We start from the raw sequence: 25,861 nt of genomic DNA, 5'->3' as shown, positions 1-25,861 counted from the left end.
CTCATCTTACCGACACGGACCCTTTGGCTAGGTTGCGCGTGCGAAGCTGGCGATTGTCTCGATGTGGTGGGTCATGGGGAACAGGTCAAAAGCCTGAATCTCTTCCACCATGTAACCCGACGCGGCAAGGGTCTTGGCGTCCCTCCCGAGCGCCACCGGATCGCACGCCACATAGACGATGCGGGCGGGCTCAAGCGACGCGATCGCCTCAATCGTGGCGGCCTTTGCCCCGGACCGTGGCGGGTCGAGCACGACCGCCCCGCGCGACCAGTCCTCGTCGGCCGTAGCCATGGCGACCACCGTCCGGCGGGTGTCGCCCGCCACCGCGGTGGCTCCCGCATAGCCGCGCAGGTTCTGCTGCAGACTCGACTTGCCCTGGGTATGTGTGCCTGCAAGCTCCACGGCGATCACGTCACGGCCCTCCGCGGCGAAGGGGACGGCGAACAGTCCCGCGCCTGAGTACAGGTCGAGCACGCGCGGAGCCTCGCCCACCAGGCGCATGACCTCACCGAGCAGCACCGCCGGGGCCTCGCGGTGCACTTGCCAGAATTCACCCGCGCGCAAGGCGTACGCGAAGCTGCGCCCTCCCACGTTGACGGTCTCGGTGAGCAGCCTGGAGTCACCCTTTCCGAGCGACACGTACGTCTCGCCAAATGCGGTGGTGGCCACCTGGATCAGTTGACCGGGCTCCGCCTTGGTTGTCAGTAGAGCCTGTTCGGCCTCCTGAACCGCGAGTGGCATGCGCTGCAGGGTGCGCCTCACACCACTGCCAGTGACCGCCATCGTCGCCCGGCCGTCTTCGCCCGCGGTTGCCGACACCCGGGTTCGGTAGCGCAGCCCGCCGCGTTCGTCGTCGCCAGGCGCGGCCCGCACGTCGCCCTCGTAGTCCAATCCGGCGAAGCGGGACAGCGACTCACGCACCACCGCGAGCTTCCAATCACGCTGGGCTGGCAGCGCGACGTGACCAAGCTCCGCACCCCCGACGCCGCCGACCACGGCCTCGGGCCACGGGTGCTCGACCCTGTCGGGCGATGCCTCCAGAACCTGGGTGACTTCCGCATTCCAAAATCGCGCGTCTGCGGCAGGGTCGTCCACTCGCGCCTGCACCACCTCGCCGGGAAGGGCGCCGCGCACAAAGACGGCGCGTCCTTCATGCCGGGCAATGCAGTGGCCGCCGTGCGCGGGGGCACCGACGGTGAGGCGAATGGTCTGGGTCATTGGGGCTCCGGTCCGTCGATAACAACGTCGTCGACTGGGCCCTCGCGGCGGGCGGATTCGAGCATCCACGGCACTGCGCTCACCACCACGTTGGGCACATTGAGAAGTTGGGCACGAAGTCGCGCCGTCGAGCGGTTGTGGAGCAGTTGCTCCCACCAGCGACCCACGATGTATTCGGGCACGTAGACAAAGACCGCCTCTCGGGGCGAGGCGCGGTGCATGCGCTTCACATACTCGAGCATCGGTCCCACAAGATCCCGGTACGGAGAATCGAGCACCACCAGCGGCGCACCCAGATTCATGGTGGCCCAGCGTCGCTGAAGTGCGACTGCCGCGCCTCGATCAATCTGCACCGTCACGGCCTTGAGCGTGCTGTGCCGCGCCGCCTTGGCGTAGGCGAGGGCGTGGAGTGCGGGTCGGTGCATTTGCGCAACCAGGACGATGCCGTGGGTCGCGGACGGCAGACTGGGCGCCTTTGCTTCACGGTCGATCGCAATATCGGCTCTCACCGCCGCATAGTGGCGCTTAATCGAGTGCATCATGACGACCACGAGCACGATCAGCACAATCGCAATCCACGCGCCGTTGGCGAAGTTGAACACCGCAGTCACCGCGAGCACCCCCACGGCCACCACGAGGGCGACGATGTGGAGCAGACGGCGAGCTTCGAGTCGCCACTGCTCGTTCGGCTCCTTCACGAGCTTCAATTTCGCGGTGGTCCACTCGATCATGGCTCGTTGGCTGAGCACCACCGCGGTGAAGACGCCCACGATGAACATGTGAACCAAGTGGCTGACGTTCGCCTGCACCGCGATGACGATCGTCGCGGACAGCGCTGCCACCAGGAGGATCGCGCCACGTAGCACCAGTCGGTCGTTGCGCATCGCCATTTGCCGCGGCAACACACCGTCGGAGGCAAGCAGCCCCGTGAGTCTCGAGAATCGCCTGAACACCGACGTGGCGGCCGCATACAGAATCGCCACGGTGGCAATACCCACCGCCCAGACGCCAATCGCGTTGCCGAAAACTTGCTCCGACACTTGCATCAGAATCGAGCCGGAGGACCACCCTGTCAATCGGTTGCTCCATGCAAGCCAGCTGATCACAAAGAACGCGACGGCCGCGGCTAACACGGCGGTCAGCAGTGTGCGAGAGGCGCGTTTCCCGCGCGGCTCTGCGTGATACGGGCCGGACGAGACCAGGTGCTCGAGTCCGGTCGCCATCACGGCACCCGATGCGATAGCGCCCGCATACGCAGCCAACACGGTCCAGGTCTCGGGGGCATCGGCGACCGCAGCCGGATCGAGCCGCTGCGTGCCGTGCCGCGCGATACCTACGGCGGCAAGAACACCAAGAACCACCAGGAATCCGTACCACACCGTCAACAGCACGCGCCGTCGATCACGCACGCCACGTAGGTTTGCGAGCGTCATGAATGCCAGGGCCGCCACGGCGATGCCCGCCTCGGCGCCGGTCCAGCTCGGAATGAGGAAGATGACAATCTCGGCGATGGCCGACACTGCGATTGCGACGGTGAACAAATAGTCGATCAGCAAGGACGCCCCGGTGATCATGCCTAACCGCTCGCCCAAGCGATCCCGCACCACCCCGTAGTCGCCACGTTCGTGTGGGAAGGCCCGCACCTGGGATGCATAGGCGGCGCCGATCAGCACCAGGATGACGACCACGCCACCCGCCATCGACGGAATGGCGTCCTGCTGGGCGCCCGATCGCAGCGCGGCAACGACGGCGTCCGGCCCGTACGCGACGGCCGAAACCACGCCTGCGCCGAATACCGGAAGTGCGAGGCGGCTACGCATCGCCTGCGGTCTCGTCAGGTCGGTCGCCACGGGCGCGCCGAACACTAGCCGCTTCAGTCGCTCAAGAAACTCTCGCACGTCGCACCATCCTAGGCTCCAGTCGGTATAGCGTGGTGGCGTGCACGTGGTGATCATGGGCTGTGGCCGAACTGGCGCCACGTTGGCGAGCGAATTTGAGTCGCGAGGCCACTCGGTGGCAGTTATCGACGCGCGTGCCGACGCGTTCCGTCGCCTCCCGTCACATTTCAAGGGCCAGAAGATCACCGGTCTGGGGTTCGACCGCGACACGCTGAGCGCCGCAGGGGCCGAGGAGGCGTACGCCTTCGCGGCCGTATCCGACGGCGACAACTCGAATATCCTTGCCGCGCGCGTCGTGCGGGAAACGTATGGCGTGGAGAACGTCGTGGCACGGATCGCGGACTCGGGACGGGCCGAGGTCTATCGGCGGCTCGGCATTCCAACCGTCGCGCCCGTGCCGTGGACCGCGGCCCAGATTGTGACGCGACTGCTTCCGGGCGGTTCTGACGCGCTGTACGCGGATGTCGACGCGGGCATCGCCATGCGTCGATTGCCATTCAACGACGGCTGGGTGGGGCACGCGTGTAAGGAGTTGGAGCACGCCTCCGGCGCGCGCATCGCGTATCTGACCCGGTTCGGCGCCGCAGTCCTGCCCGATGACCAGACTGTGCTTCAGGACGGCGACGACGTTTATGCAATCGTCGCGGCAGCGACCGAGCGCGCCGCCATCAAGGCATTTGGACATCCTCCTCAGGGGACATCATGAGAGTCCTCATTGCCGGAGCAGGCTCGGTGGGCCGATCAATCGCCAGCGATCTCATCGAGCATGCGCACGAAGTGCTGCTGATAGACCACAACCCGGCCGCCATGCGCGTGTCGCAAGTCGCAGAGGCCGAATGGATGCTCGCCGACGCCTGCGAACTGACTGCACTGAGCGAGGCGGGCGTCGAGTCCATGGACGTGGTGGTCGCCGCGACCGGCGACGACAAGGCGAACCTCGTCATCTCGTTCCTCGCCAAGACCGAGTTTGGTGTGCCGCGAACGGTGGCCCGTGTCAACAACCCCCGTAACGAGTGGATGTACGACGCGCAATGGGGCGTAGATGTGGCGGTGTCGACGCCGCGCATCATGACGGCCATGGTCGAGGAGGCCGTCGCCGTGGGCGACCTGGTCAGGGTCTTCACCTTCCACCAGTCCGGAGCGTCGATTATTGAGGTGACTCTCCCATCGGGCTCACCGTTGGTAGGTGTTCCGCTACGCGACATCACCCTGCCTGCGGACACCGTGTTGTCCTGCATCGTGCGTGGTGACAGGACGATCGCGCCGACGCCCGACGACACCGTCGAGGCTCACGACGAACTGTTGTTCATTCTTTCGGCGGAGGCAGATCCTCAGGCTCTTCAGGCAGTTCTACATTCCGCACCATCCGCCAGATAACGAAGAGCGCCACGGCGAACCACGGCAAGCCCAACGCGAGTTTGGCAACGCCCAAGGCGGCCGTGGCTGATGCGAAATACAGCGGCAGTTGGACGGCGAGCTTGACCAGTTGGGTAGCGAGGTAGAAGCCCGTAGCGGCCTGGAAGCGTCGCGCCGCCGACGGGTGGCGACGCCACCGGCCGCCCCACCCCCTGAGCAGGCCCACGACGATCCCCACCGCCGGCCAGCGTGCCAGCATCGAGACCAGGAGCGCGACCGCATAGCCACCCGTGTAAAAGAAACTCGGCACAAAGAACTCGGTCGCGTCGCCAGCCCGCCAGGCCCAGATGGCACCCAGGCCGACACCAAAGATCCCCCCGAGCGCCTGGGTGACCGGCGTGCGCTGGATCAGCCGCACCAACACCATCACCAGCACGGTCGCGACAGCGGCGATCACGGGAGCGCGAAAGCCCCCCCACACCAGGAATGCGGTCACAAACACGCCGCCGGGGGCCACCGACTCGGCCATTCCACGCCAGCCGCCAATGGCCTCCGCCCAGTCAAAATCCTCCCCGAGCAACGACGAGGCTCCAACTACGGGTCGCTCGGAAGTCACTGCTGGCACAACTCGTATCGGGGATTGAAGATCACCGGCACGTCGGCGCCTGCGGCCACCCTGCCCTCCACGAACACGATCGCACCAGGTTCAAGCCCCGCGACAACGCGGCGACCCAAGAACACGAGGTCGATCGACCCCGTGGAGTCCGTGAGCCGTACCGTCAGCCGCGCTGGGGCGTCGTGAGAAGTCATCTCGACGTACGCGACCCGGCCCCCGGTATAACCCATGGATCGTGGGGTCACCTCACCGAGCGGCGTCCAGCCCCGCGCTACAGCGACGTCAACGACGCTCATGCGCTCGCGCGTCCCGTCGAACCGAAGCCGCCCTCGCCACGGTGAGATCCCGGGAGGTCGGAGACAGGCACGAACGTCGCCTGCTCCACACGTTGAATGACCAACTGCGCGATCCTGTCACCCACCGCGAACTCCACCGAAGCATCGGCATCGGTGTTGAGCAGCGTCACGTTGATCTCGCCGCGGTAACCAGCGTCTATGGTGCCCGGGCCGTTCACGATCGTCACGCCGTGGCGGGCGGCAAGGCCCGATCGCGGGTGGACCAGAGCGACATAGCCCGCAGGCAACGCAATCCTCACTCCCGTGCGCACCGTGGCTCTCTGTCCGGGAGCAAGGACCACCGGTTCCCGAGTGGTCAGGTCAGCACCCGCGTCTCCCGGATGGGCATACGCGGGCAATGGCACATCTGCTTCGGTGGTGCTGATCAGCACCTCGACGTTCGTCATGGAGGCCCAGCCTAGGCTGTTGTCGGCGGCGCGGCCGACGCTACGCGGCGCACTCCGTGCAGATCGGCTGGTCGCCCTTGAACTCGGCGAGTTGGCTGCGGTGGTGCACCAGGAAGCACGACATGCACGTGAATTCATCCTGCTGCGGCGGAAGTACCCTGACGGACAACTCTTCGCCGGACAGGTCTGCACCAGGCAATTCGAAGCTGTCGGCCGCTTCAGCCTCGTCCTCGTCGACCACGCCCGAACTCTTGTCCGAGCGACGTGCCTTCAACTCCTCAATAGAGTCGGCGGCGATTTCATCGTCCGTCTTGCGGGGCGCGTCGTAGTCGGTCGCCATCCGGTGTTCTCCTTCACCTTGTAGGTGTCTGATGAATGCTTGCGGTCGAGGATTTGTTCCCACTCAGCGCAGGCATTGTGCACCACAAATCGCGTTTACGCGAGTTCACGCGGGCGGCGACTCCCAGGGGCGTCGTGCGCCGGCGGCCTCGAGCACGTCACGGAGCTCATCCCAGACGCTCTCCGCCGCGGCAATCAGCAGGTGAGAGTCGGCCGGTCCGCCGTCAATTCCGCCGACCCTGATGCCCGCCTCGGACGCGACGAGGGCGCCCGCCGCAAAGTCCCAGGGCCGCAGCCCGTGCTCGTAATACGCGTCCATCTTGCCCTCCGCTACCAGGCACAGATCCACGCTCGCAGAACCGAGACGCCTGATGTCGCGCACCTGTGGGAGTACCTGCGCGACGATCTTGCCCTGAGCGGCCCGGCCTTCCGCTCGGTAGTTAAAGCCGGTCCCCAGCAGCGTCGCCGAGAGCGGTGGTCCCTCGGAACGCTGTAGCCGCTGTCCGTTACGCCATGCGCCGTGCCCCACAGCGGCCTTCCACTCGGTTCCCGAATCGCCGTACACCGCCCCGGCGAGAATCCGCCACGTCGACGGGTCCGTTCCACCCTCGACGGCGGCGACCGAGACGGCGAAGTGTGGAAGCCCGTAGAAGTAGTTCACGGTGCCGTCGATCGGGTCTACGACCCACGTCACTCCCGACGTTCCGGACGTGTCCTCGCTCTCCTCACCCATGATCGCGTCGTCTGGACGCAACTGCGCGAGCCGCGAACGCAGCAGGCCCTCCGCAGCCACGTCCATCTGAGTGACAATGTCGATGGGTGAGCTCTTGGTGGAGGTGACCTCGGCGCGCGCACGACCCTCGATCACCAGTTCTCCAGCCTCCCTGGCAAGGGTGGCTGCGATGTCCATGAGTTCCATTGGCGAGTGCATACCAAGAGCCTCCCATATGATGCGCGGGCGCGGCGCCGCGCGCTTGGGCACCCAGCGTGGCACTCTAGAGCAATGACGGGATTGAGCCTCAAAGGACTGTCCGAAGACGGTACGCATCTCATCGTCGTCTCCACCGACGGTGATGAGCACCGACTCGCCATCTCGGACGAACTGCGTGACCTCGTCCGCCATGCGCGCGTCATGCGACGCGACGAGGATGCTCCCGCGACGCGCCTCAGCCCGCGAGAGATCCAGCAACGCATCCGAGCCGGTCTCAACGCCACCGAACTGGCTGAACTCACGGGCGAACCCGTAGACGCGATCGCCAAGTTCGAGCCGCCCGTCTTGGCGGAGCGCGCGTACATCGTGCAGATGGCCCGGACCACGCGCATTGGCCGCGACACGACGGCGCCGACCTTGGGAGACCTGGTGGGCGATCGCCTTGCGGGGCGCGGGCTCGACCCGGAGGCCGTCGCGTGGGATGCGTGGCGAGAGATTGATGAGCCCTGGAAGGTTGCCGCCGACTATCGAGTCGATGGACGATCGGTCCGAGCGCTGTGGAGCTTCGATCACGTGGCCAAGGCACTTACCGCCGAAGACGACGAGTCCACGTGGCTCACCGAGACGGAACTGTTGGATGCGCCGGTCCCCCGTCGCCACCTGAGCGCGGTGCGCGCGGAATCCGGCCCCATCCCCTTGCATCCGCATCGCCCGGCCAGTCCCACCGCGGCGGGGCCCGCCGCGGTCGACCAGGAGGCGGATCGCGACACCACCGACGCTCTGCTCGAGGACCTGGCGAGCCGCAGGGGCACACGCGAACCGCTTGAGATTGAGGACGATGACGACGACGCGTTCGAAGGCTTCGGTCCAGCGCGAGGCGGAGCATCCGACCGCTCCACGTCAATGCCCCACCCTGCCGGCAGCGCCCGCCCGGCGGCACCAGCGCCCGCTCACCTCGACTCCCCCGCCAGCACGCCGGAGACGCCCGTCGAAGGGGCCGACAAGCGGCCTCGCAAGGGCCGGGCGTCCGTGCCCAGCTGGGACGAGATCGTGTTTGGGTCCAAGAACGACTGACCCGGGAGCTCTCCAACGAGAGCCTCGCGTCATGTGGCTCGCCGCCGTCAGTTTCCCGCGGCAATGAGCAGCGGTATGCGCAACTCCTCTGGCGTGAGAGAGCCGTGCATCCCGATCAGCGCCATGGACTGACTCCTTTGCACACGCGAGTCCACAACCGTGGCACGCCCGGCCATGGCCACGACGATGTCGCCAATGCGATCTCTCGCCTCGAGCGAGATGGGGCCAAACAGTCCGGCCACCTCGGCCTCCTGACGCGTCAGCACCACGCCGAAATCGCCAAGGACTGACTGCCATCGTTCCGCCACGGCGGCGACGTCCGACTCGTCTACATGCAGATGCAGAGCCCGCGGCTCCCCCGCAACCAGTTCGACGTCTTGGGCTAGGGCAGGCGTCAAGCCCACATCCCAGCGGGGAGCTCCTGAAACGTCCACCATGCCGTGATCGGCGGTCACCACCATCACGGAATCCCGGGGAAGACCGTCCGCGAGTCGACGCAACTCGCGGTCGGCATCCTCGAGCGCCGCAACCCACTGATCCGACTGCCACCCATAGCGATGACCCTCGGCGTCAATCTCGCCCCAGTAGCAATACGACACGCCCGGCCGCTGTGCGACGCCGAGGGCGACGTCGATGCGGTCCGCCAGGTGTTCGGCTCCGATGAACTGTCCGCCGCGTAATACGGCGTGGGTGAGACCGGAACCGCCAAAGGTCCGCTTCCCCAGCGTGGTGACGGTGAAACCTTCCCGGTCCGCCTCGGCAAGGAGCGACGGCATCGGTTGCCACTCTTCCGCTCGGTATGCACCCTCCCACGAGATCAGGTTCGCCAGTTCACCGGTGCGCGGATTGCGAGCGGTGTAGCCCGACATTCCGGTGCGGCCGGCAGGGAGCCCCGTGCCAAAGAGCGCCAGGGAGGCTGCCGTGGTGGTGGGAAAGCCCGCCGTCACCACGGCCGATTCGATGCTGCGTAAGAACGGCGCGTGCCCCTTGCGCGCCTCCAGTGCCAGGTGTCCGAGGCCATCCAAGAGCACCACGACAACGTGGCGCGCCGTGGGGATCGCCAACCGCACCAGGTCGGCCTCCGCATCCCGATGCTTGACAGCGTGACCGGCGCCGATCGCGGCAAGCGCCCCCGAAAGCACGGCCCCGAGCTCGTGGCCGCCGTAGTCGGGCAGTTCCAGGCCAGCCGCCGCGAGGCGCTCGCGGGGATCCACTGCTAGTGGCCCGCCGCGCGCTGAAGGGTCTTCGTAAAGTCCTCAAGCGCGCGCACCGTCTTCGCGCCATCGGCGATGACGCTGACGCGCGCCAGGGTGTCGTCACCGGTGATGTCTCCCGTGTAGCCGTGGTCTGCGTCGCAAGATTCGTCGCCGCACGTGGCGGGTTCCAGGTCCACGCGCGAGTGGATGCCCCAGCCGACGGCGAGCACCAGTTCACTCGGAACGTCGCCCTCCCGGAAGGATTCGGGCTCGACCACCACGTGGGTGAGCGCGACGGAGGTCACCACGCGCAACGGGGCGCTTTCCACTGTTGCCGATGCCGCCGGTACACCGCCGCTTTCCGGTCCCGCACCATCGTCGATGTGCACGCGGATCAGCCGTGAGTCGGTCAGCACCAGCACGGTCATGTGACGACGCACCTCGGACGTGTCAAAGGTGGTCTCGGCGTGCACAAAGTGGCCGCGGACCTCCTCCTCACCGATGGCATTCTTGAGGACGTGGTTGGCCAAGGCAGGGTAGTACCCGGCCCCCACGACGGCCCGGGCGAGGGATGTCGACATGCCTCGCATTGTGTCACCTGCTCGCGTGGCGTGGCTAACCGCCCGCCGCTTCGCGCGAGACAATGCCGTGAGTCCCCATCCTGAACGGAGTGATGCATGCCCGAGTCCGAGGCCCAGATCGTCGATATTGACGTGAGCGCCGAGATGGAGGCGTCATTTCTGGAGTACGCCTACTCGGTCATCTACTCGAGGGCTCTGCCGGACGCGCGCGACGGCCTGAAACCCGTCCAGCGCCGCATCATCTACACGATGGGGGACATGGGCTTGCGGCCCGATCGGGCGCACGTGAAGTCGTCCCGGGTGGTTGGCGAGGTGATGGGCAAGTTGCACCCTCACGGCGACCAGGCAATCTACGACGCGCTGGTGCGCATGGCGCAGTCCTTCTCCTTGCGCTTGCCGCTGGTGGACGGTCACGGCAACTTTGGGTCGCTCGACGACGGCCCGGCCGCGTCGAGGTATACCGAGGCCCGCCTGGCTCCCGCGTCGATGGCGATGACCGCGGACCTGGGCGAGGACGTCGTCGACTTTGTCCCCAACTACGACAACAAGCTTCAGCAGCCGTCAGTGCTGCCCAGCGCCATTCCCAACCTGCTGGTCAACGGTGCGTCCGGCATCGCCGTGGGCATGGCCACCAACATGGCTCCGCACAACCTCATCGAGGTGGTCTCGGCCGCTCGTTACTTGCTGTCCAACCCCACAGCGACTCTCGACGAATTGATGAAGTTTGTGCCGGGGCCGGACTTGCCCTCGGGCGGAAAGATCATCGGCCTCGACGGCATCCGCCAGGCGTACGAGACCGGCAAGGGCGCGTTCCGGACGCGCGCTGCCGCCCGCATTGAGAAGGTGACCGCGAAGCGGCAAGGCATCGTCGTCACTGAACTGCCCTACACGGTGGGCCCCGAGCGCGTGATCGAGAAGATCAAGGACGGGGTCACCTCCAAGAAGATTCAGGGCATCGCCGCCGTCACCGATCTGACGGACCGTCACCACGGGTTGCGGCTCGTCATCGAGGTGAGGACGGGGTTCTCGCCCGAGGCCGTGCTGGAGCAGCTGTACAGGCTCACGCCGCTCGAGGAGGCCTTCTCCATCAACAACGTGGCGCTCGTGGACGGCGAACCGCGCACGCTGGGCCTCAAGGAACTTCTCAGAGTGTGGGTCGAGCACCGCATCAACGTGGTGCGCCGTCGCTCCGATCACCGCCTGAAGGCACGACGCGACCGCCTCCACCTCGTGGACGGCCTCCTGGTCGCCATCCTGGACATCGACGATGTGATTCAGATCATTCGCACCTCCGACGATTCCGGCGCGGCCAAGGATCGCCTCATAACGGCGTTTGACCTGTCCCAGGTGCAGGCCGACTACATTCTCGAGTTGCGTCTGCGACGTCTCACCAAGTTCTCGCGCCTTGAACTGGAGAACGAAAAGACCCAGCTGATGGCCGAGATCGCGGAGCTTGAGGAAATCCTGCGTTCCGAGGCCACGCTCAGGGACGCGGTGGGCCGCGAGATGGACGCCGTCGCCGCGGAGTACGGAACGCCGCGCCGCACGATTCTGCTCGCCGAAGCTGGCGTCCCGGCAACCGCATCGCTTGCCGCAGCACCAGGCGCCTCCTCCCCCGCCGCCGGCCGCAAGGCGGCACCTGCGAACCTGGAGATCGAGGACACCCCGTGCAATGCGCTACTGTCCACCACCGGACTCGTGGCACGCACCGCCGACGACCACCCGGTGGCCCGCGAAGGAAGGCGCGCACCTCACGATGCCTTGCGGTCCGTCGTGGCGTCCACGGTGCGCTCCGACGTGGGCGTGCTGACCTCTCGAGGACGGGTGCTCAAGCTGTCGCTCCTCGAGGTGCCCTCCTTGCCCACCACGGACGGCCCGCCGTCGCTCTCCGGCGGCGCCCCCGTGCGTGAACTGGTCATGCTTGAGCGCAGTGAGGAGCCGGTGGCGCTCGTGCCGCTCGACGGCGAAACGGTGGTGGCGCTCGGCACCCGCCAGGGCGTCGTCAAGCGCCTCGCACCGGAGCCGGCGCCCGCCAAGGACGCGTGGGACGTGATCGCACTCAAGGACGGCGACGCCGTCGTTGGCGCCGCGCCCGCGGGTGACGATCTCGAGCTTGTGTGGGTGACCTCTGACGCCCAGTTGCTGCACTTTCCGGCCTCGACCGTGCGCCCGCAGGGCCGCTCCGCAGGGGGCATGACCGGCATCAAGCTGGGCGACGGCGCTGACGTTTCCGGGTTCTTCGCGGTGGATACGCTGGTCGACAACCACGTCGTCACCGTTTCCGGCTCCTCCGATGGCCTGCCTGGAACACAACCGGGCGCCGCAAAGGTCACTCCCCTGACCGACTACCCCGGCAAGGGTCGCGCCACGGGCGGCGTGCGTGCGCATCGCTTCTTGAAGGGCGAAGACGCTCTGCTGATCGCCTGGGTAGGGCCCGCGCCCGCTCGGGCCTCATCCGGCGCTGGCCAGCCCGTCGATCTTCCCGAACCCAACGGGCGACGCGACGGATCCGGAGTCGCACTGACCACCCCCGTGGACGGAATCGGCTAAGGGTTACCGCTCGAAGGCCCAGTGCCGGTCGGTGATGTATTTGGCCACCACGAGCCCGATGAGCATGGCCAGCACCGTGAGCAGCACCTGCAGGATTCCCGCCGTGGCGTCGACATAGCGAGATTTGTTGAGGCTCACGATGGCCTCGTGCGCCAGCACCCCCGGAATCTGCACCAGCGAAGCCGGAACCTGCAACGTGATCACCGGCCAGCGCCCGCCGCGCGCGCCGGTTGCCGCAAGAACGCCCAACACCAGGCATGCCAGGAACGTTGCCGTTTGGACGGGCATACCGTTCTCGATCAGCACCATGCGGGGGACGTTGACGAGCCCGATGAACGCGGCGGTCACCGCCATGCGCCAAGGAGAGTTGAACAGCAGGGCAAAGCCCAGGACCCCCACAAAGCTCGCGACGGACTTGATGCCAAGGTCGGCGAGCAACGGCACGTCGATCGGCGGTCGCGGCGACGTGTCGAGCGGACTGATCAGCGACACGCCCCACACCGCCGCGGCGGCGGCCAAGGTGAGTGACGTACCGTGGACGATCCGCACGATCCCCGCCGAGTAGTCGGATTTCGCAAGATCGAGCGCGCCCGTGATGAGCGCGAATCCCGGCAAGAGGAACAACACCGAAGAGATGTAGCCCGAAGCGTGTGTCTCCAGGCCGCTGCCGGCCAAGGACATGAGCGCAAGCGACCCGATGTAGACGGTGGTGGCGATCGTCGCGGCCACCAGCACGGTGCCGAAGGCATTGAATTTGCGGTGCGCGAGCTCGCGTCGCACCCACTGACCCATGAACGCCGCAATGAATACCACGACGACCTCGAGGAGCCGCGCGCGATTGAGCACCGCAAATCCGGCACACGCCGCGCCCGCAAAGCTGGAGTTGAGCCACCGGTTGTACATCGCACCGTGCCGCTCGATCTCATCGAGTGCCCGGTGCACCTCCGCGGGCGTGGTGACGCTCGGAACATGGCGTCGGTAGCGGTCGAGGCGGGCAATCCGATCCGCATCGACCGAACTGTGCCGCAACTCCGACACCTCGGTACGGAATTGTTGGCCCACGCGCGAGGTGGTGGTGATCTCCATGAGCGTGACCTGCTCGGAGTGCTCGTCAATCCCCAATGCCTTGGCCACCACCTTCATGCCCTGCTTCACACGGTAGCTCGCGGTGCCAGAACCCAGCATGAGCAGACCGAGGCGCAAGGTCGCGTGGGAACGTCGCCCGAGTTCGTGGGCGTCAATGTCTTCAGGAGGACGCGGCGAAGATGTCACGGGAGCATTGTTTCGCACATGCAGGCAGCGGGGTGTGACCTCCGACCCGCAGGATGCGCCGAGGCGCTACCGGCGGGAGCCGATCGTGGCCAGCCGCGCCTCGATGACGCCCTGCCATTGGAGGGCCCGGCGCCGCGCTTCGACGGTGGCCAATCCGGCGGGCACACCCAGCGCAAACAGCACCGTGCTCGCGACGTCCCAGCCGACTGCGCCCGTGGCGAGTCCGCCGAAGATCGCGATCGCGATCCCTCCCGCGGACGCCCAATAGGAGCGCAACTGGCCAAGCATCGCGCCCAGGGCGGGCACGTTGTCACACGCGTGAATCGCTCGCACCGCGTCCGCGGACAACTGCCTGGGTAGCGGGCCGGACCAACCGATGTCGGGTAGCTCCGGCGCCATGAAACGGTACAAGGGTGCGCCCGCCTTCGAGTCCGAATCACTCATGGTGCCTCCTGTGTTTTGATCCTCCACCGGAACGGCTAGGTATCGATGCGGTTGTGGTCAAGTGTCGCGGCGCCCGCGACGATGAAGTCACGGCGCGGCCCCACATCGTTGCCCATGAGCAACTCGAAAACCCGCTCGGCCGACTCCGCATCGGCCGCGGTGATGCGGCGCAACGTACGGTGCTCGGGGTCCATGGTGGTCTCCGCCAATTGGTCGGCGTCCATCTCGCCAAGGCCCTTGTATCGCTGAATCTCATCCTTGAAGCCGCGACCCGCTCGTTTCAACTCTCGCAGTGTCTCTTGGAGTTCCTTCTCCGAGTACGTGTAGATGTGCTCGCGCGGGCGCCGCGCAGAGCCGTTGACCTCGATCCGGTGCAACGGCGGCACGGCCGCATACACGCGGCCAGCATCCACGAGCGGGCGCATGTACCTGAAGAACAAGGTCAGCAGCAGCGTACGGATGTGCGCGCCATCAACGTCGGCGTCCGTCATCAGGATGATCTTGCCGTAGCGGGCCGCGTCCAGATCGAAGGTGCGTCCGGAACCGGCTCCCAGCACCTGGATGATCGAGGCACACTCGGCGTTGTGCAGCATGTCGGTGACCGATGCCCGCTGAACGTTCAGGATCTTTCCGCGAATCGGCAGCAGGGCCTGGAAATCCGAGTGACGTGCCAGTTTGGCCGTGCCAAGCGCGCTGTCTCCCTCGACGATGAAGAGTTCGGACTGCTCCACATCGCTGCTGCGGCAGTCGGCGAGTTTGGCGGGCAGGGTGGATGTCTCGAGGGCGTTCTTGCGCCGCGAGATTTCCTTCTGCTTGCGGGCCGCCACGCGCGCCCTCATCTCGGCCACCACCTTTTCCAAGACCGTGTTGGACTGGGCCTTGAAGTCTCGCTTGGTGGAGTTCAGGATTGCGCCAAGTTCGGTTTCGACGGTCTTGGCAACGATGGCGCGCACCGCTGAGGTTCCCAAGACCTCCTTGGTCTGGCCCTCGAACTGCGGTTCCGGAAGCCGCACCGTCACCACGGCGGTGAGGCCCGCCATGATGTCGTCCTTCTCGATGCGCTCGGCCCCATCCTTGCCCGTGAGCTTGAGCCTGCGCGCGTTCGCCTCGATGACCTTGCGCACCGCCTTGGTGAGGCCCTGCTCGAACCCCGCCAGGTGGGTCCCGCCCTTGGGCGTCGAGATGATGTTGACGAATGAACGCACCTCGGTCTCGTAACCCGTGCCCCAGCGCAGCGCCACGTCCACCTCGCATGCGCGTTCCACGTCTTCGGACACCAGGTGGCCATTCGGCTGCAGGACGGGCACGGTCTCGGTATAGGTGCCCGAACCCTTGAGTAGCCACGTGTCCGTCACCGCAGTATCGGGCGCGATGAAGTCGACAAAGTCCTTGGATCCGCCTTCGAACATGAAGCTTTGCTCGCTCGGCTCCAGCGGGTGGCGCTCGTCGCGCACCACCATCGTCAGTTTCGGCACCAAGAAGGCGGTCTGGCGGGCTCGCACAATCAGTTCGTCGTACGCGAAACTGGCCTGCTTGTTGAAGACCTGCCTGTCGGACCAGTAGCGGATGCGCGTTCCCGTGACGTTCTTGCCGACCTTGCCCGTCACATCGAGTTCGGATCCGGTGATGAACGGCGAGAACTCCGCGTCGGGTGTCGGGCCGCTCGCCGGATCCGCGAATTTGCCCGGTTCGCCCCTGCGGAACGCCATGTGGTGGGTCTTGCCGCCACGATCGACCCACACATCGAGCCGCTCGCTCAGCGCATTCACCACGGACGCGCCCACACCGTGAAGACCGCCCGATGCCGCATAGGATCCCGAGCCAAACTTGCCTCCGGCGTGCAGCTTTGTCATCACCACTTCGACGCCGCTGAGCCCCGTCTTCGGTTCGATATCCACCGGGATGCCACGTGCCATGTCGCGCACCTCCACCGAGTCATCGGGGTGCAGGATCACCTCGATGCGATCGCCAAATCCACCGAGCGCCTCGTCCACCGAGTTGTCGATGATCTCCCACATGCAGTGCATCAGTCCACGCGAATCGGTGGTGCCGATATACATGCCAGGACGCTTGCGAACGGCGTCCAATCCTTCGAGGACGGACAGGTGACGTGCGGAGTAGTCGGAGCTCACCCCGCGAGTCTAGGCCGGGCGCGGGGCGCCGTTACCGTTGCCGCGCGCTGATGCGAGCAGGTCGGGCGCTGCCACCGGTTCACCGTAGGGTCAGTTAGGTCTCGGGTACCTCTCCTGCAGCGTCGGCGCGCAAGGCCATCATGGAGATGTTGTCCGCCTTCACAAAGAAGCCAAGTTCCCGGTAGAGTTCACGGCCCGCAGGAGTCGCGTGGAGCTCTATGACCTCAATACCCTGCTCATCTGTCCACTCGAGCAGCGCGATCATGATGGCGCGCGCGTACCCCCTGCGGTGGTACTGGGGCGCGGTCGACACCCATTGGACATAGCCCGACTGATGCGCCTGTCGTCCCGGTCTGGGCAGCCGCGGCCCGATGTTGATGAGTCCACAGGCGGCGAGTCCGCCTTCCTCGGCGTCGATCACCGCGCCATACAGGTCGCGACCAAGACGTTCCTTGACCAGTGCCGTCGAATCCAGGGCCCAGGTGGGGGTGGGTTTGGCGCCGACGCTCTTATACATGAGGGCACCCAGGTACACGATTTCCGCAGCATCCGCCGGTTCGGCGGGCCGCACCTTGATCGCGGCCACGCCCTAGTGCCAGGCGACGGCGACTGTCACGTTGACGAGCGTGAGCACCAACGCGCCAGCCCACATGCGTGCCGCCTTCTCTCGCCGCGCCCCGGTCTCGCACAGCGCCGCCACGCCCAGCGCCACCAAGAACTTGACGGCGACCTTCCAATGGTTCGGTGACTCGTCCTGGTCCCCGAACACCAGTCCGGCCAGGAATACGCCGGTCACGATCTGAGCTCGCGCGCCCCACAGCATCACCTTGGTGATGCCGCGCTCACCCACACGCCACTGCTCAAGCCCGCCACCAACGATGGCGGCCATGCCCACCAGGTGGGCGATCAGAACGACGGTCTGCAGGGCTTCCACGGGTATTCCTCCAATGGGATGGGTTCTTCGATGCTATCGCGCCCGGCCGCCCCGTGACCGCAGGCAAAGGTGGTTTCGAGCCGCCAATGGGCGGCCATACGATGTGCCCATGCCGTCCGATCAATTCCGGTCCCCAGTTCGCGGCGCCTTCTACGCTTTGCTTGCCGCCGCGCTGTTTGGCCTCAACGGTTCGGCCTCCAAGGTGGTGATCGCGGCGGGACTGAACCCCGCGCAGGTGACCTTCATGCGCGTGCTCGCGACCGCCGTGCTGTCCGGCGCGTGGCTGGCGGTCGCGGGGCGGAGACACTTCGCTGTCACTCGCCGCGAGCTGGCAGCACTGGCGCTGCTGGGGGTCGGCGGCCTCGCGATGGTGCAGTGGTTTTACTCGGTGGCGATCTCGCTCCTGCCGGTGGGTGTGGCACTGCTGTTCGAATACACGGCGGTCATCCTCGTCGCCTTGACGGCTTGGCTCGCCTTTGGGGAGCGCATCGGAGCGCGGCTGTGGTGGGCCATCGGCGCGGTCTTGGTGGGGCTGGCCGTTGTCGCCCAGGTGTGGGACTCCACGCTACGTCCCTTGGGCGTTCTCGCGGGGCTAGGGGCGGCAGTCGCGTTCGCGTTCTACTTTCTGGCGGGCGAACGCGGAGTCGCGAACAAGCACCCGTTTGCCGTGGCGTTCTGGGCGTCGGCCTTCGCCTCCGCCTTCTGGGCGCTCTTTTCCGGGTGGTGGAACATCGATCCGGAGCTGCTGACCCACCCGGTATCGCTCACCGGCGCACTCGAGTCGGTGGTGGTCCCGCTCTTGGTGCCCCTCGCGTACATTCTGACGCTGGGAAGTTTCGCGCCGTTCGTCCTGCTCTTCACCGCGCTCCGGCACACCTCCGCCACGGCCGTGGGCGTTGCGGCGTCGTCCGAGGTGTTGTTCGCGTTCGCCGTGGCGTGGGTGTGGCTCGGTGAAAGTCTGTCCGTGTTGCAGGTGGTCGGCTCGATCGTCGTCTTTGCCGGCATCGTGTTGGCCCAGACCGCGCGCCAGTCGCCTACTGCAGCGCTCGAACCGCCTGCCGTCGGAGAGGCCGCGCCGCCCCCGTTGTAGCGGCGCTTCCTAGTCCAGGTAGTCGCGCAGGACCTGGGACCGCGACGGGTGGCGGAGCTTGGACATGGTCTTGGACTCTATCTGGCGGATGCGTTCGCGGGTCACCCCGAACACACGGCCAATCTCGTCCAGGGTCTTGGGCTGACCATCGGTGAGTCCGAAGCGCATCCCGACCACGCCAGCTTCCCGGTCGGACAGCGTGTCCATCACCTTGCTGAGCTCTTCCTGCAGCAGCGTGAAGCCCACGGCGTCCGCGGGAACCACGGCCTCGGAGTCCTCGATGAGATCCCCGAACTCGCTGTCGCCGTCCTCGCCGAGCGGGGTGTGCAGCGAGATGGGCTCGCGGCCGTACTTCTGAACCTCGACCACCTTTTCGGGCGTCATGTCGAGTTCGCGGGCGAGCTCTTCGGGAGTGGGTTCGCGGCCCAGGTCCTGCAGCATCTGGCGCTGCACGCGGGCAAGCTTGTTGATGACCTCGACCATGTGCACCGGGATACGGATGGTGCGTGCCTGGTCGGCCATGGCGCGGGTGATCGCCTGGCGGATCCACCACGTTGCGTAGGTGGAGAACTTGTACCCCTTGGTGTAGTCGAACTTCTCGACCGCACGGATCAGGCCGAGGTTGCCCTCCTGGATGAGATCGAGGAACAGCATGCCGCGACCCGTGTAGCGCTTGGCGAGTGACACCACGAGGCGCAGGTTGGCCTCGAGCAGGTGATTCTTCGCGTGGCGGCCGTCGTTGGCGATCCACTCGAGCTCGCGACGGTTCTTGGGGGTGATCTTGTCCCCCGCGCCGAGCTTCTCTTCGGCGAACAGTCCCGCCTCGATCCGCTTGGCGAGATCGACCTCCTGCTCGGCGTTGAGCAGCGCGACCTTGCCGATCTGCTTGAGGTAGTCCTTCACGGGGTCGGCCGTAGCTCCGGCCGTCATCACCTGCTGAACGGGCGCGTCGTCGTCTTCGCCGGAAATGACGAAGCCGACGATCTCTTCCGGCTCGTCGGCGTCAGCGTCGGGCTTGGGCTCCTCGTCGAGCTTGGGTTCAGCTTCTTCCGGAACCACCTCGGGCTCATCAGGGTGGGGCGCAGCCGCGGCCGCCGCCTTAGCCCTGCTTGCTTTGGAGCGTGCAGGGCCCGCGCCCTTGGTGGCACGCGGGGCAGCAGTGGGAGCGATGTCCTCGATGGGGGCAGAAGCGGACGTGGCTTTCTCCTTCAGTGGGGTGGGAGTCGAGTTGCGGCCCGACTCTCCGGTGGTGACAGACGAACCGGCTCGCGTTGCGCTGGCAACACCGGAACGATCAGACGGCACAAGAGTCCTCTCGAGCACATGGGGGGGCTGCCGCGGCTCTCATCACCGCCTGCAAATCCATTAAAGTGTAACGCCTCTGTCAACGTCGCCTACCCCGTCGACAGTTCCCTTGGGCTCGAAACTGCACATTCTCGACGTAACGCTCACGGTGCCGCGAGCCATCCCGGCGGCATGCGGGCGTCAATCGCACACTGGATCAGTTCTGCGAGGCGATAGTGGGGGTCATCGCCCAGGGCCAGCCCGACGGCGTGAGCCGCGCCCGACTCGTCCCCGTGCCACCACCGCGCCAAGCCCAGGACGGTCATCGCCGGCGCAATGTCGCGAGGACACAACCACGTCACGTGCGATGCGAGCCTCTCCAGGGCGTCCACAAGCCCTGCGTGCGGAGCGACGGCCGATGCTGGCAGGAGCATCACGGCAAGCGCCTCCCGCACCCCTGGCGCCGACGGGTCAACGCACAGCGACTCGGCCACGCTCCCCTTGCCCGGGACCAGATCGATCACGATCGCGTCTCTGACGGCCACGTCGCGCAATCCGGCCCCGAGCTTGCCCACGTCGGCATCGGTCGGAAGGCGGCCGTCCGCCGCCTCGCCCAAGGCGACTCGCCACGCTTCGAGTCGCTGCTGACGCCAACGCACGATGTCCTTGGGTCTGGATGCCCACGACCGGTCGTGCGCCCGCCGCGCTTTGCGCCGACGGTCCGCCGGGCCCTTCGCAAGGTCGAGCGTGCGGTGAGGGCGCGATGCGAATGCCCGGGCGACCACCTCGGGTGGCGCGGGAACCACACGGCCCGCGTCGGGACAGCACCGGGGATCGACGCACTCCGGGGATCGATACCGGCCGTGCGCGACCGTCCACGCGTCCACCACGTCGACGTGCGCAGCGAGCGCCTGTCGCGCCGCCACGACCGTTTTCTGCCCGCTGCCATATCCCACGAGAATCGCGCGACTTGCCCCTGCCCGAGACAACTGCGCCCCCACCACCCGGCACAGCGCCTCGGCGCCCTCGGCAACGGCGAAGTCGCCGGCGTCGGCTCGCAACACGGGGCTCATCGTGCCCGATGCGGTGAGGCCGACCACCACCACGGATTCTACGGGCGTGAAACCCAGCATCAGGGGAATGGTGGCGATCAGTTCGCCGGGGTCGCTCAGCTTTAAGGCCATGGCGACAGGGTCGCCGCAATCACGTCGTCATGGGGTTCTCCTGCCGGCTAGCTGTGGGGGGAATGCCCGACGCACGCCTGGGTACGACATCCGCCCTAGGCTGTCCGCATGGACGACGACGCACGCCGCGCCCGCCTCGATGAGGTCATCGCGACCGCCCTCGATCGCCTCGCCACCGACATCTCACCGGCGACTCACAGCCCCGAGGAACTGCTTGCTCCGGTTGCCGCTTTGGCCGCGAAGGGCAAGCGGGTGCGCGCGCTCCTGGTTCTCACGGCTCACGACGCGAGCGGCGGTGAGGAGCCCGACCGTGCGGCCCTCGTGGCCGGGGCAGTCGAGATCTTCCAGACAGCGGCGCTCATCCACGACGACGTCTTGGACCGTTCCGACACTCGCCGCGGGATGCCGTCGACGCACCGCGCACTTGAGGCGCTCCACGCGCACAACTCCTGGCTGGGCGACGCGGCACGGTTCGGCGAGGGCGGCGCCATTCTCGCCGGCGACCTCGCCTTGATGGCCTGCCAACAGCTGCTGACCACGGCGATTGCAGGACTCCCGGGGGACATAGCCACCGCGGTCGGTCGACGGTTCAGCACCATGGGAAGTCTGTGTACCGCCGGCCAGTACCTCGATATTCGCCTCGCGGCGCAACCGTTGCAGGACCTTGGCGCGCAGACGCAGGTGATCTTTGCGACGATGCGTGCGAAGACGGCGTCGTACACCGCCGAAGGCCCCCTCGCCTTGGGATCGGCGCTCGCCGGCTCGGATGCGGAGGTGGTGGACGCGTGGGCGGCGGTCGGCGTGCCGATGGGGATCGCCTTCCAACTTCGGGACGACGTACTGGGTGCCATGGGATCGCCGGAGATCACCGGCAAGCCGGCGGGCGATGATCTGCGCGAGGGCAAGCGCACGCTGCTGCTGTCGCTTGCCCTTGCCCGCGCCGACGCCGCTGGTCGTGACGTGCTCACGGACACCGTGGGCGTTGATTCCGCTTCGGAGGCCGACATTGCCGCGGCGGTCGACGTGTTGAGGGCGTCGGGCGCGGTGGATGCGGTGGAACTTCAGATTCACGAGTACGCGCAGCAGGCACGCCAGTCGCTGGACGCTCTTGCCATGGAAGCTGCGCATCGTGCGCGGCTTGAGAGCCTCATCGACACGACGGTGACCCGCACCGCCTAGTCACCGCGCAGAAGGACGGGTTCTAGAAGACGGTTTGCGCGAGGCGCCGCACGGGGGCGCGTTTGCCGGATCTCAACGCGTCCAGGGGTGACTCCCCCAGTTCGTCGTTCGCGGTGGTGAGCCACTCGACGATGACGTCGTCACTCAGTCCCGCGTCAGCCAACACGATGACCGTGCCGCGCACGGTGGGAAGCACCTCGGGTCCGTCCTCGCCGTCGATGATCTGCCCTGCTGGCAGATACAACGCGTTGTTTTGCCCGCGCCTCACGGCGATCAGATGGCGCTCTCGCAACAACTCCCTGACGCGGGATAGCGGCACGCCAAGAACCTCGGCACACTCGGGAACACTCAACCATTCGCTCACCCTCCCAGCGTAGCCATTCCCCTCGCGTCTCTTGTGCCCGACGGCGCAAAGAACTACAGTCACTCTTGTCACATATGTCACACACGCCCCGTGAGTATCACGGTGGCACCCATTGCCAGAGGAGTCTCCATGGATGTGCGCACCGGAGCGTTGAGGACGATCACCACCTCGCTGACCACCACCGCCGCGCTCGCCCTCGTCTCGATGCCGGCGCAAGCCGCCACCGACCACGTGGTGGCACCAGGCGACACGGTGTCACGGCTCGCCGCCAAGTACGGCGTTCCCACGGCGAGCATCATCGCCGCCAACGAACTCGACGCGCGCGCCACGATCTACATCGGCGAGCACCTCATCATCCCGACCGCATCACCACGGCCCTCACGGGTCACACACGTGGTGGTGGCCGGCGACACCGCATGGGACCTGGCTGCCGCGTACGGCGTCACCGTCATGGACCTGCGGCGGGCGAACTCGCTCAACGCGGCAGCGACCATCCGCATCGGCCAAACCCTGGTCATTCCCGGTGCGACCGCACCACCTGCCGCGCCGACGTCCTTCCTCGCCGCGCCCCAGGCGAGCCAGACTTCCACCTACATCGTCCGTAGCGGCGACACCCTGTGGTCGATCGCGCGCAGCGTCAACACCTCTGTGACGTCTCTGGCTCAGGCAAACCGCCTCAGCAACCCGTCCCTCATTCGCGCGGGTCAAGCGCTCACCGTGCCCGGGCTCGCGGGTGCTCCCGTCGTGGCCACCGACAAGAACGTGGGTTCACTGTCGTCGACGACGTCCGCGTACATAGTGCGTGCGGGAGACACCATGGCGGCGATCGCGAGGCGCTACGGCACCACGGTGTCCGCCCTCGCTCAGACCAACAACATTGCGAATCCTTCGCTCATTCGCATCGGCCAGGCCATCACGGTGCCCGGCGGCACCCCTTCCGGCCTCGTGGGCGACACGTTCCTGGGTCGCACCTACTCGACCGCGGTGGTCGCCGCCGCCAACGTGAACAAGGCGACCCTCAACTCGATGAGCGTGCCCAGCCGCACGCAGATGCAGCAACTCGTCATCGACACTGCGAGGAGCATGGGAGTCGACCCCGCCCTCGCTCAGGCGATCGCCTACCAGGAGTCCGGTTTCAACCAAAGAGCGGTCTCCCCCGCCAACGCGGTGGGGTGCATGCAGGTGATCCCGTCCTCGGGCGAATGGGCCTCGGGTTTAGTGGGACGCCACCTCAACCTGCTTGTCGCACAAGACAATGTGACGGCCGGTGTCGCGATTCTGCGCCAACTTCAACGCAATGGCACCTCACTCGACACCGCAATTGCGGGCTATTACCAGGGCGAACGCTCCGTACGCGAAAGAGGAATGAACTCTGACACGGTCCGATACGTTGCATCAGTGAAGTCCTTGATGGCGCGTTTCGACTAGATCACAATCGGAACGGCCTCCCACGCTTGCCCCATAACGACTACGTAGAATGAGACTGTGGCCGAGACGCTCACCGACCCCATGCTCGGCCGTCTAATCGACGGCCGCTACGAGGTGCGCGAGCGCGTGGCCTCGGGCGGCATGGCGACCGTGTACCTCGCACTCGATCGCCGCCTCGAACGACTCGTGGCCGTCAAGGTGATGCACGCCAATCTCGGGTCGGACGCCGAACGCCAGGAGTTCGCCTCCCGCTTCCGCCGCGAAGCGAAGGCCTCGGCGCGGCTGACCCACCCCGGCATGGTGCGGGTCTACGACCAAGGCACCGACGGCGACATCTCGTATCTCACGATGGAGTACGTCGACGGCGAGAACCTGCGCGCGCGACTGCACCACGAGGCGACGCTGCCCGTCGGCGAGGCTCTCGGCATCGTCGAGGCCGTCCTGGACGCGCTCAGCGCCGCACACCGGAAGGGCCTGGTGCATCGTGACGTCAAGCCCGAAAACGTGCTTATCGACGAGGACGGCCGACCCAAGCTCGCGGACTTTGGCCTTGCCCGTGCAGTGACCGAGGTGACCTCAACCTCTACCGGAACCATCATGGGGACCGTCGCCTACCTCGGCCCCGAACTGGTTGCGAACGGCACCGCGGATTCCCGCACCGACGTCTACGCGACCGGAATTCTCCTGTTCGAGGCGCTCACCGGCCGTCAGCCGTTCACTGCACCCAGCGCCATCGAGGTGGCCGCGCGTCACGTTCATGAGGACATCCCAGCGCCTTCGACCTATGTGCCGTGGCTTCCCGCCGAGATCGACGACCTGGTGCTCGCGTTGGCCGCTCGAGACCCCAACGATCGCCCTGAGGACGCCAGCGCCGCTCTCGCCTTGCTACGGCAGACGCGCGCGATGATCGACGACCCAACTCTCGACCGCCGGGCCGATCCGCCGTCGGGCACGGTCCCGGTGGTGGGCGACGACACCGCGGTCCTCGAAGACGTCCCGAGCGGCTCGACCATTGCGCTTCCCATTGGCGCAGGCACCCCAGCCTTCGCGCCGCTCGATATCGACATCATTGACGACGACCCCGAGGCCCTCGAGCCCTTCCACGAGAGCCGCCGCGTGGGCCTGTGGGTCGGCGCGGTGGTCACTGCCCTGATCGTCCTGCTGGGGCTTGGCGCGTGGTGGTACACCACGCAAGGGCCCGGCGCCTACACCACCGTGCCGCCGGTGGCGGGCGAAACGGCCGACGACGCGCGCGCCATCTTGACGAGCGCGGGCCTTGGCGTCATCGTCCAGACGGACTTTTCCGACGATGTCCCCACGGGTCTCGTCATCGGCACCGATCCCGCCGAACAGCAACAGATCGGCAAGGGCGAAACTGTCAAGTTGCTCGTGTCAAAGGGCCAGCGCATGGAGACGGTTCCCGTCGCGACAGGCATCCAGCAGGCCGAAGCGATCGAGACGCTGAGCCAAAGCGGTTTCGAGGTCGGGAATACGGACTCGGTGTACTCCGACACCGCCCCGGAGGGCGAGGTCATCTCCACCACCCCGGCCGCCGACGAGTCCGTGCCGTGGAACACGCCCATCGACCTGGTCGTGTCAAAGGGTCCGCAGCCGATCGTCGTGCCCGACGTCACTGGCCTTACTGAGGAGCGTGCCAGGAGCCTCTTGAACAGCTTCGCGATGGACGTGACCGTCGAGTACGGTCGCAGCAACGACGTCAGGAAGGGCGAGGTCTATGCGACCGATCCCGCGCCTGGCTCAGATTCCACGCGCACCGCAGCGATCACCCTGCGGGTATCGGACGGCAAGCCCTTTGTCACGGTGGGCGACTACGTCGGCCTCGACGTAGCGGTCGCGGAGAAGGCCGCCAGGGACGATGGCCTCAAGGTCAGGCTCTACGGCAAGTGGCCCTTCAGCTCCAAGAACCTGATCGTCGACCAAGACAAGTCGCCCGGCACGCAGGTCGAGTCCGGAACTGAAATCGTGCTGACCTACAACTAGGGCGTGTCTCTGAAGTCATGCGAGCCAGAGCATGATCGCGGCGAGGAC

General features: G+C 66.5%; 25 protein-coding genes. 8 read left to right on the top strand and 17 right to left on the bottom strand.

From position 1 onward, the window contains the following. Window positions 1–27: 27 nt before the first annotated feature. Together QZZ29_RS08300 and QZZ29_RS08295 are read right to left on the bottom strand one after the other, a co-directional pair. Window positions 28–1,218 carry a TRAM domain-containing protein gene (locus QZZ29_RS08300; protein ID WP_291382518.1) on the bottom strand — a complete coding sequence of 397 codons (1,191 nt, stop codon included), beginning with the start codon at window positions 1,216–1,218 and terminating at the stop codon, window positions 28–30. Next, on the bottom strand, window positions 1,215–3,116 hold the full coding sequence (locus QZZ29_RS08295; RefSeq protein WP_291382517.1) for an APC family permease: 1,902 nt from the start codon (window positions 3,114–3,116) through the stop codon (window positions 1,215–1,217). Before QZZ29_RS08295 ends, QZZ29_RS08300 begins: the two co-directional genes overlap by 4 nt. Window positions 3,117–3,171: 55 nt before the next feature. Here QZZ29_RS08295 and QZZ29_RS08290 point away from each other — a divergent pair, with 55 nt between their 5' ends. Next, window positions 3,172–3,822, top strand: coding sequence for a TrkA family potassium uptake protein (locus QZZ29_RS08290; protein WP_291382524.1), 651 nt, complete (start codon window positions 3,172–3,174; stop codon window positions 3,820–3,822). Beyond that, window positions 3,819–4,493, top strand: a complete 675-nt coding sequence (locus QZZ29_RS08285; RefSeq protein ID WP_291382516.1) for a TrkA family potassium uptake protein — start codon at window positions 3,819–3,821, stop codon at window positions 4,491–4,493. Before QZZ29_RS08290 ends, QZZ29_RS08285 begins: the two co-directional genes overlap by 4 nt. On the opposite strand, the gene QZZ29_RS08280 is transcribed toward QZZ29_RS08285, so the two are convergent. The 5 genes from QZZ29_RS08280 to QZZ29_RS08260 form a co-directional block, all read right to left on the bottom strand. Then, window positions 4,423–5,088 (bottom strand): DUF3159 domain-containing protein, encoded by a 666-nt coding sequence (locus QZZ29_RS08280; RefSeq protein ID WP_291382515.1) that lies wholly within the window; start codon window positions 5,086–5,088, stop codon window positions 4,423–4,425. The genes QZZ29_RS08285 and QZZ29_RS08280 overlap by 71 nt on opposite strands. Then, window positions 5,085–5,384, bottom strand: a complete 300-nt coding sequence (locus QZZ29_RS08275) for an OB-fold nucleic acid binding domain-containing protein (RefSeq protein WP_291382514.1) — start codon at window positions 5,382–5,384, stop codon at window positions 5,085–5,087. Before QZZ29_RS08275 ends, QZZ29_RS08280 begins: the two co-directional genes overlap by 4 nt. After that, on the bottom strand, window positions 5,381–5,830 hold the full coding sequence (gene dut, locus QZZ29_RS08270) for a dUTP diphosphatase (protein ID WP_291382513.1): 450 nt from the start codon (window positions 5,828–5,830) through the stop codon (window positions 5,381–5,383). Before dut ends, QZZ29_RS08275 begins: the two co-directional genes overlap by 4 nt. Window positions 5,831–5,870: 40 nt before the next feature. After that, window positions 5,871–6,170, bottom strand: a complete 300-nt coding sequence (locus QZZ29_RS08265) for a DUF4193 domain-containing protein (protein WP_226097016.1) — start codon at window positions 6,168–6,170, stop codon at window positions 5,871–5,873. Between the two features lie 105 nt (window positions 6,171–6,275). Further along, window positions 6,276–7,079 (bottom strand): inositol monophosphatase family protein, encoded by an 804-nt coding sequence (locus tag QZZ29_RS08260; RefSeq protein WP_291382512.1) that lies wholly within the window; start codon window positions 7,077–7,079, stop codon window positions 6,276–6,278. A 93-nt stretch (window positions 7,080–7,172) separates the two neighbouring features. On the opposite strand from QZZ29_RS08260, the gene sepH reads away from it, so the two are divergent. Continuing rightward, the gene (sepH, locus tag QZZ29_RS08255; protein WP_291382511.1) at window positions 7,173–8,174 is read left to right on the top strand and encodes a septation protein SepH; all 1,002 of its coding nucleotides are present in this window, start codon (window positions 7,173–7,175) and stop codon (window positions 8,172–8,174) included. Window positions 8,175–8,221: 47 nt separating this feature from the next. On the opposite strand, the gene QZZ29_RS08250 is transcribed toward sepH, so the two are convergent. Both QZZ29_RS08250 and QZZ29_RS08245 read right to left on the bottom strand, forming a co-directional pair. Next, window positions 8,222–9,388, bottom strand: coding sequence for a nucleotide pyrophosphatase/phosphodiesterase family protein (locus tag QZZ29_RS08250; protein WP_291382510.1), 1,167 nt, complete (start codon window positions 9,386–9,388; stop codon window positions 8,222–8,224). 2 nt (window positions 9,389–9,390) lie between these two features. Further along, window positions 9,391–9,951, bottom strand: coding sequence for a DUF5998 family protein (locus QZZ29_RS08245; protein ID WP_366479299.1), 561 nt, complete (start codon window positions 9,949–9,951; stop codon window positions 9,391–9,393). Window positions 9,952–10,047: 96 nt separating this feature from the next. On the opposite strand from QZZ29_RS08245, the gene QZZ29_RS08240 reads away from it, so the two are divergent. Beyond that, complete coding sequence (locus QZZ29_RS08240) at window positions 10,048–12,501, top strand: DNA topoisomerase IV subunit A (RefSeq protein ID WP_291382508.1); 2,454 nt, start codon at window positions 10,048–10,050, stop codon at window positions 12,499–12,501. A 3-nt stretch (window positions 12,502–12,504) separates the two neighbouring features. Here the strand turns inward: QZZ29_RS08240 and QZZ29_RS08235 are convergent, their stop codons facing one another. The 5 genes from QZZ29_RS08235 to QZZ29_RS08215 form a co-directional block, all read right to left on the bottom strand. Beyond that, window positions 12,505–13,773, bottom strand: a complete 1,269-nt coding sequence (locus QZZ29_RS08235) for a threonine/serine exporter family protein (protein WP_291382507.1) — start codon at window positions 13,771–13,773, stop codon at window positions 12,505–12,507. 66 nt (window positions 13,774–13,839) lie between these two features. Next, window positions 13,840–14,217 carry a hypothetical protein gene (locus QZZ29_RS08230; protein WP_291382506.1) on the bottom strand — a complete coding sequence of 126 codons (378 nt, stop codon included), beginning with the start codon at window positions 14,215–14,217 and terminating at the stop codon, window positions 13,840–13,842. A 35-nt stretch (window positions 14,218–14,252) separates the two neighbouring features. Further along, complete coding sequence (locus tag QZZ29_RS08225) at window positions 14,253–16,349, bottom strand: DNA topoisomerase IV subunit B (RefSeq protein WP_291382505.1); 2,097 nt, start codon at window positions 16,347–16,349, stop codon at window positions 14,253–14,255. Window positions 16,350–16,443: 94 nt separating this feature from the next. Then, window positions 16,444–16,935, bottom strand: coding sequence for a GNAT family N-acetyltransferase (locus QZZ29_RS08220; protein ID WP_291382504.1), 492 nt, complete (start codon window positions 16,933–16,935; stop codon window positions 16,444–16,446). A 3-nt stretch (window positions 16,936–16,938) separates the two neighbouring features. Further along, a complete protein-coding gene (locus QZZ29_RS08215) occupies window positions 16,939–17,283 on the bottom strand; it encodes a hypothetical protein (RefSeq protein ID WP_291382503.1) in 345 nt (114 codons plus the stop codon). Between the two features lie 109 nt (window positions 17,284–17,392). On the opposite strand from QZZ29_RS08215, the gene QZZ29_RS08210 reads away from it, so the two are divergent. Further along, window positions 17,393–18,373, top strand: coding sequence for a DMT family transporter (locus QZZ29_RS08210; protein ID WP_291382502.1), 981 nt, complete (start codon window positions 17,393–17,395; stop codon window positions 18,371–18,373). 9 nt (window positions 18,374–18,382) lie between these two features. Here QZZ29_RS08210 and QZZ29_RS08205 read toward each other — a convergent pair whose 3' ends face one another. Continuing rightward, window positions 18,383–19,678: an RNA polymerase sigma factor gene (locus tag QZZ29_RS08205; RefSeq protein ID WP_291382501.1), complete on the bottom strand. Its 1,296-nt coding sequence runs from the start codon at window positions 19,676–19,678 to the stop codon at window positions 18,383–18,385. A gap of 143 nt (window positions 19,679–19,821) precedes the next feature. After that, entirely contained in the window at window positions 19,822–20,841 is a 1,020-nt protein-coding gene (locus QZZ29_RS08200) for a DUF4192 domain-containing protein (protein WP_291382500.1), read from the bottom strand. A gap of 108 nt (window positions 20,842–20,949) precedes the next feature. Here QZZ29_RS08200 and QZZ29_RS08195 point away from each other — a divergent pair, with 108 nt between their 5' ends. Beyond that, a complete protein-coding gene (locus QZZ29_RS08195) occupies window positions 20,950–22,020 on the top strand; it encodes a polyprenyl synthetase family protein (RefSeq protein WP_291382499.1) in 1,071 nt (356 codons plus the stop codon). A gap of 22 nt (window positions 22,021–22,042) precedes the next feature. Here the strand turns inward: QZZ29_RS08195 and QZZ29_RS08190 are convergent, their stop codons facing one another. After that, window positions 22,043–22,384 carry an Rv2175c family DNA-binding protein gene (locus QZZ29_RS08190; RefSeq protein ID WP_291382498.1) on the bottom strand — a complete coding sequence of 114 codons (342 nt, stop codon included), beginning with the start codon at window positions 22,382–22,384 and terminating at the stop codon, window positions 22,043–22,045. A 129-nt stretch (window positions 22,385–22,513) separates the two neighbouring features. On the opposite strand from QZZ29_RS08190, the gene QZZ29_RS08185 reads away from it, so the two are divergent. Both QZZ29_RS08185 and pknB read left to right on the top strand, forming a co-directional pair. Further along, window positions 22,514–23,812: a lytic transglycosylase domain-containing protein gene (locus QZZ29_RS08185; protein WP_291382497.1), complete on the top strand. Its 1,299-nt coding sequence runs from the start codon at window positions 22,514–22,516 to the stop codon at window positions 23,810–23,812. Window positions 23,813–23,869: 57 nt separating this feature from the next. Then, window positions 23,870–25,813 carry a Stk1 family PASTA domain-containing Ser/Thr kinase gene (gene pknB, locus QZZ29_RS08180; RefSeq protein ID WP_291382496.1) on the top strand — a complete coding sequence of 648 codons (1,944 nt, stop codon included), beginning with the start codon at window positions 23,870–23,872 and terminating at the stop codon, window positions 25,811–25,813. Window positions 25,814–25,861 lie beyond the last annotated feature (48 nt).

The sequence above is a fragment of the Demequina sp. genome (assembly GCF_016278765.1).
Classification (GTDB): Bacteria; Actinomycetota; Actinomycetes; order Actinomycetales; family Demequinaceae; genus Demequina.
The sequence above is the reverse complement of the archived record's forward strand: the minus strand, read 5'-3'. Positions and strand labels throughout refer to the sequence as shown.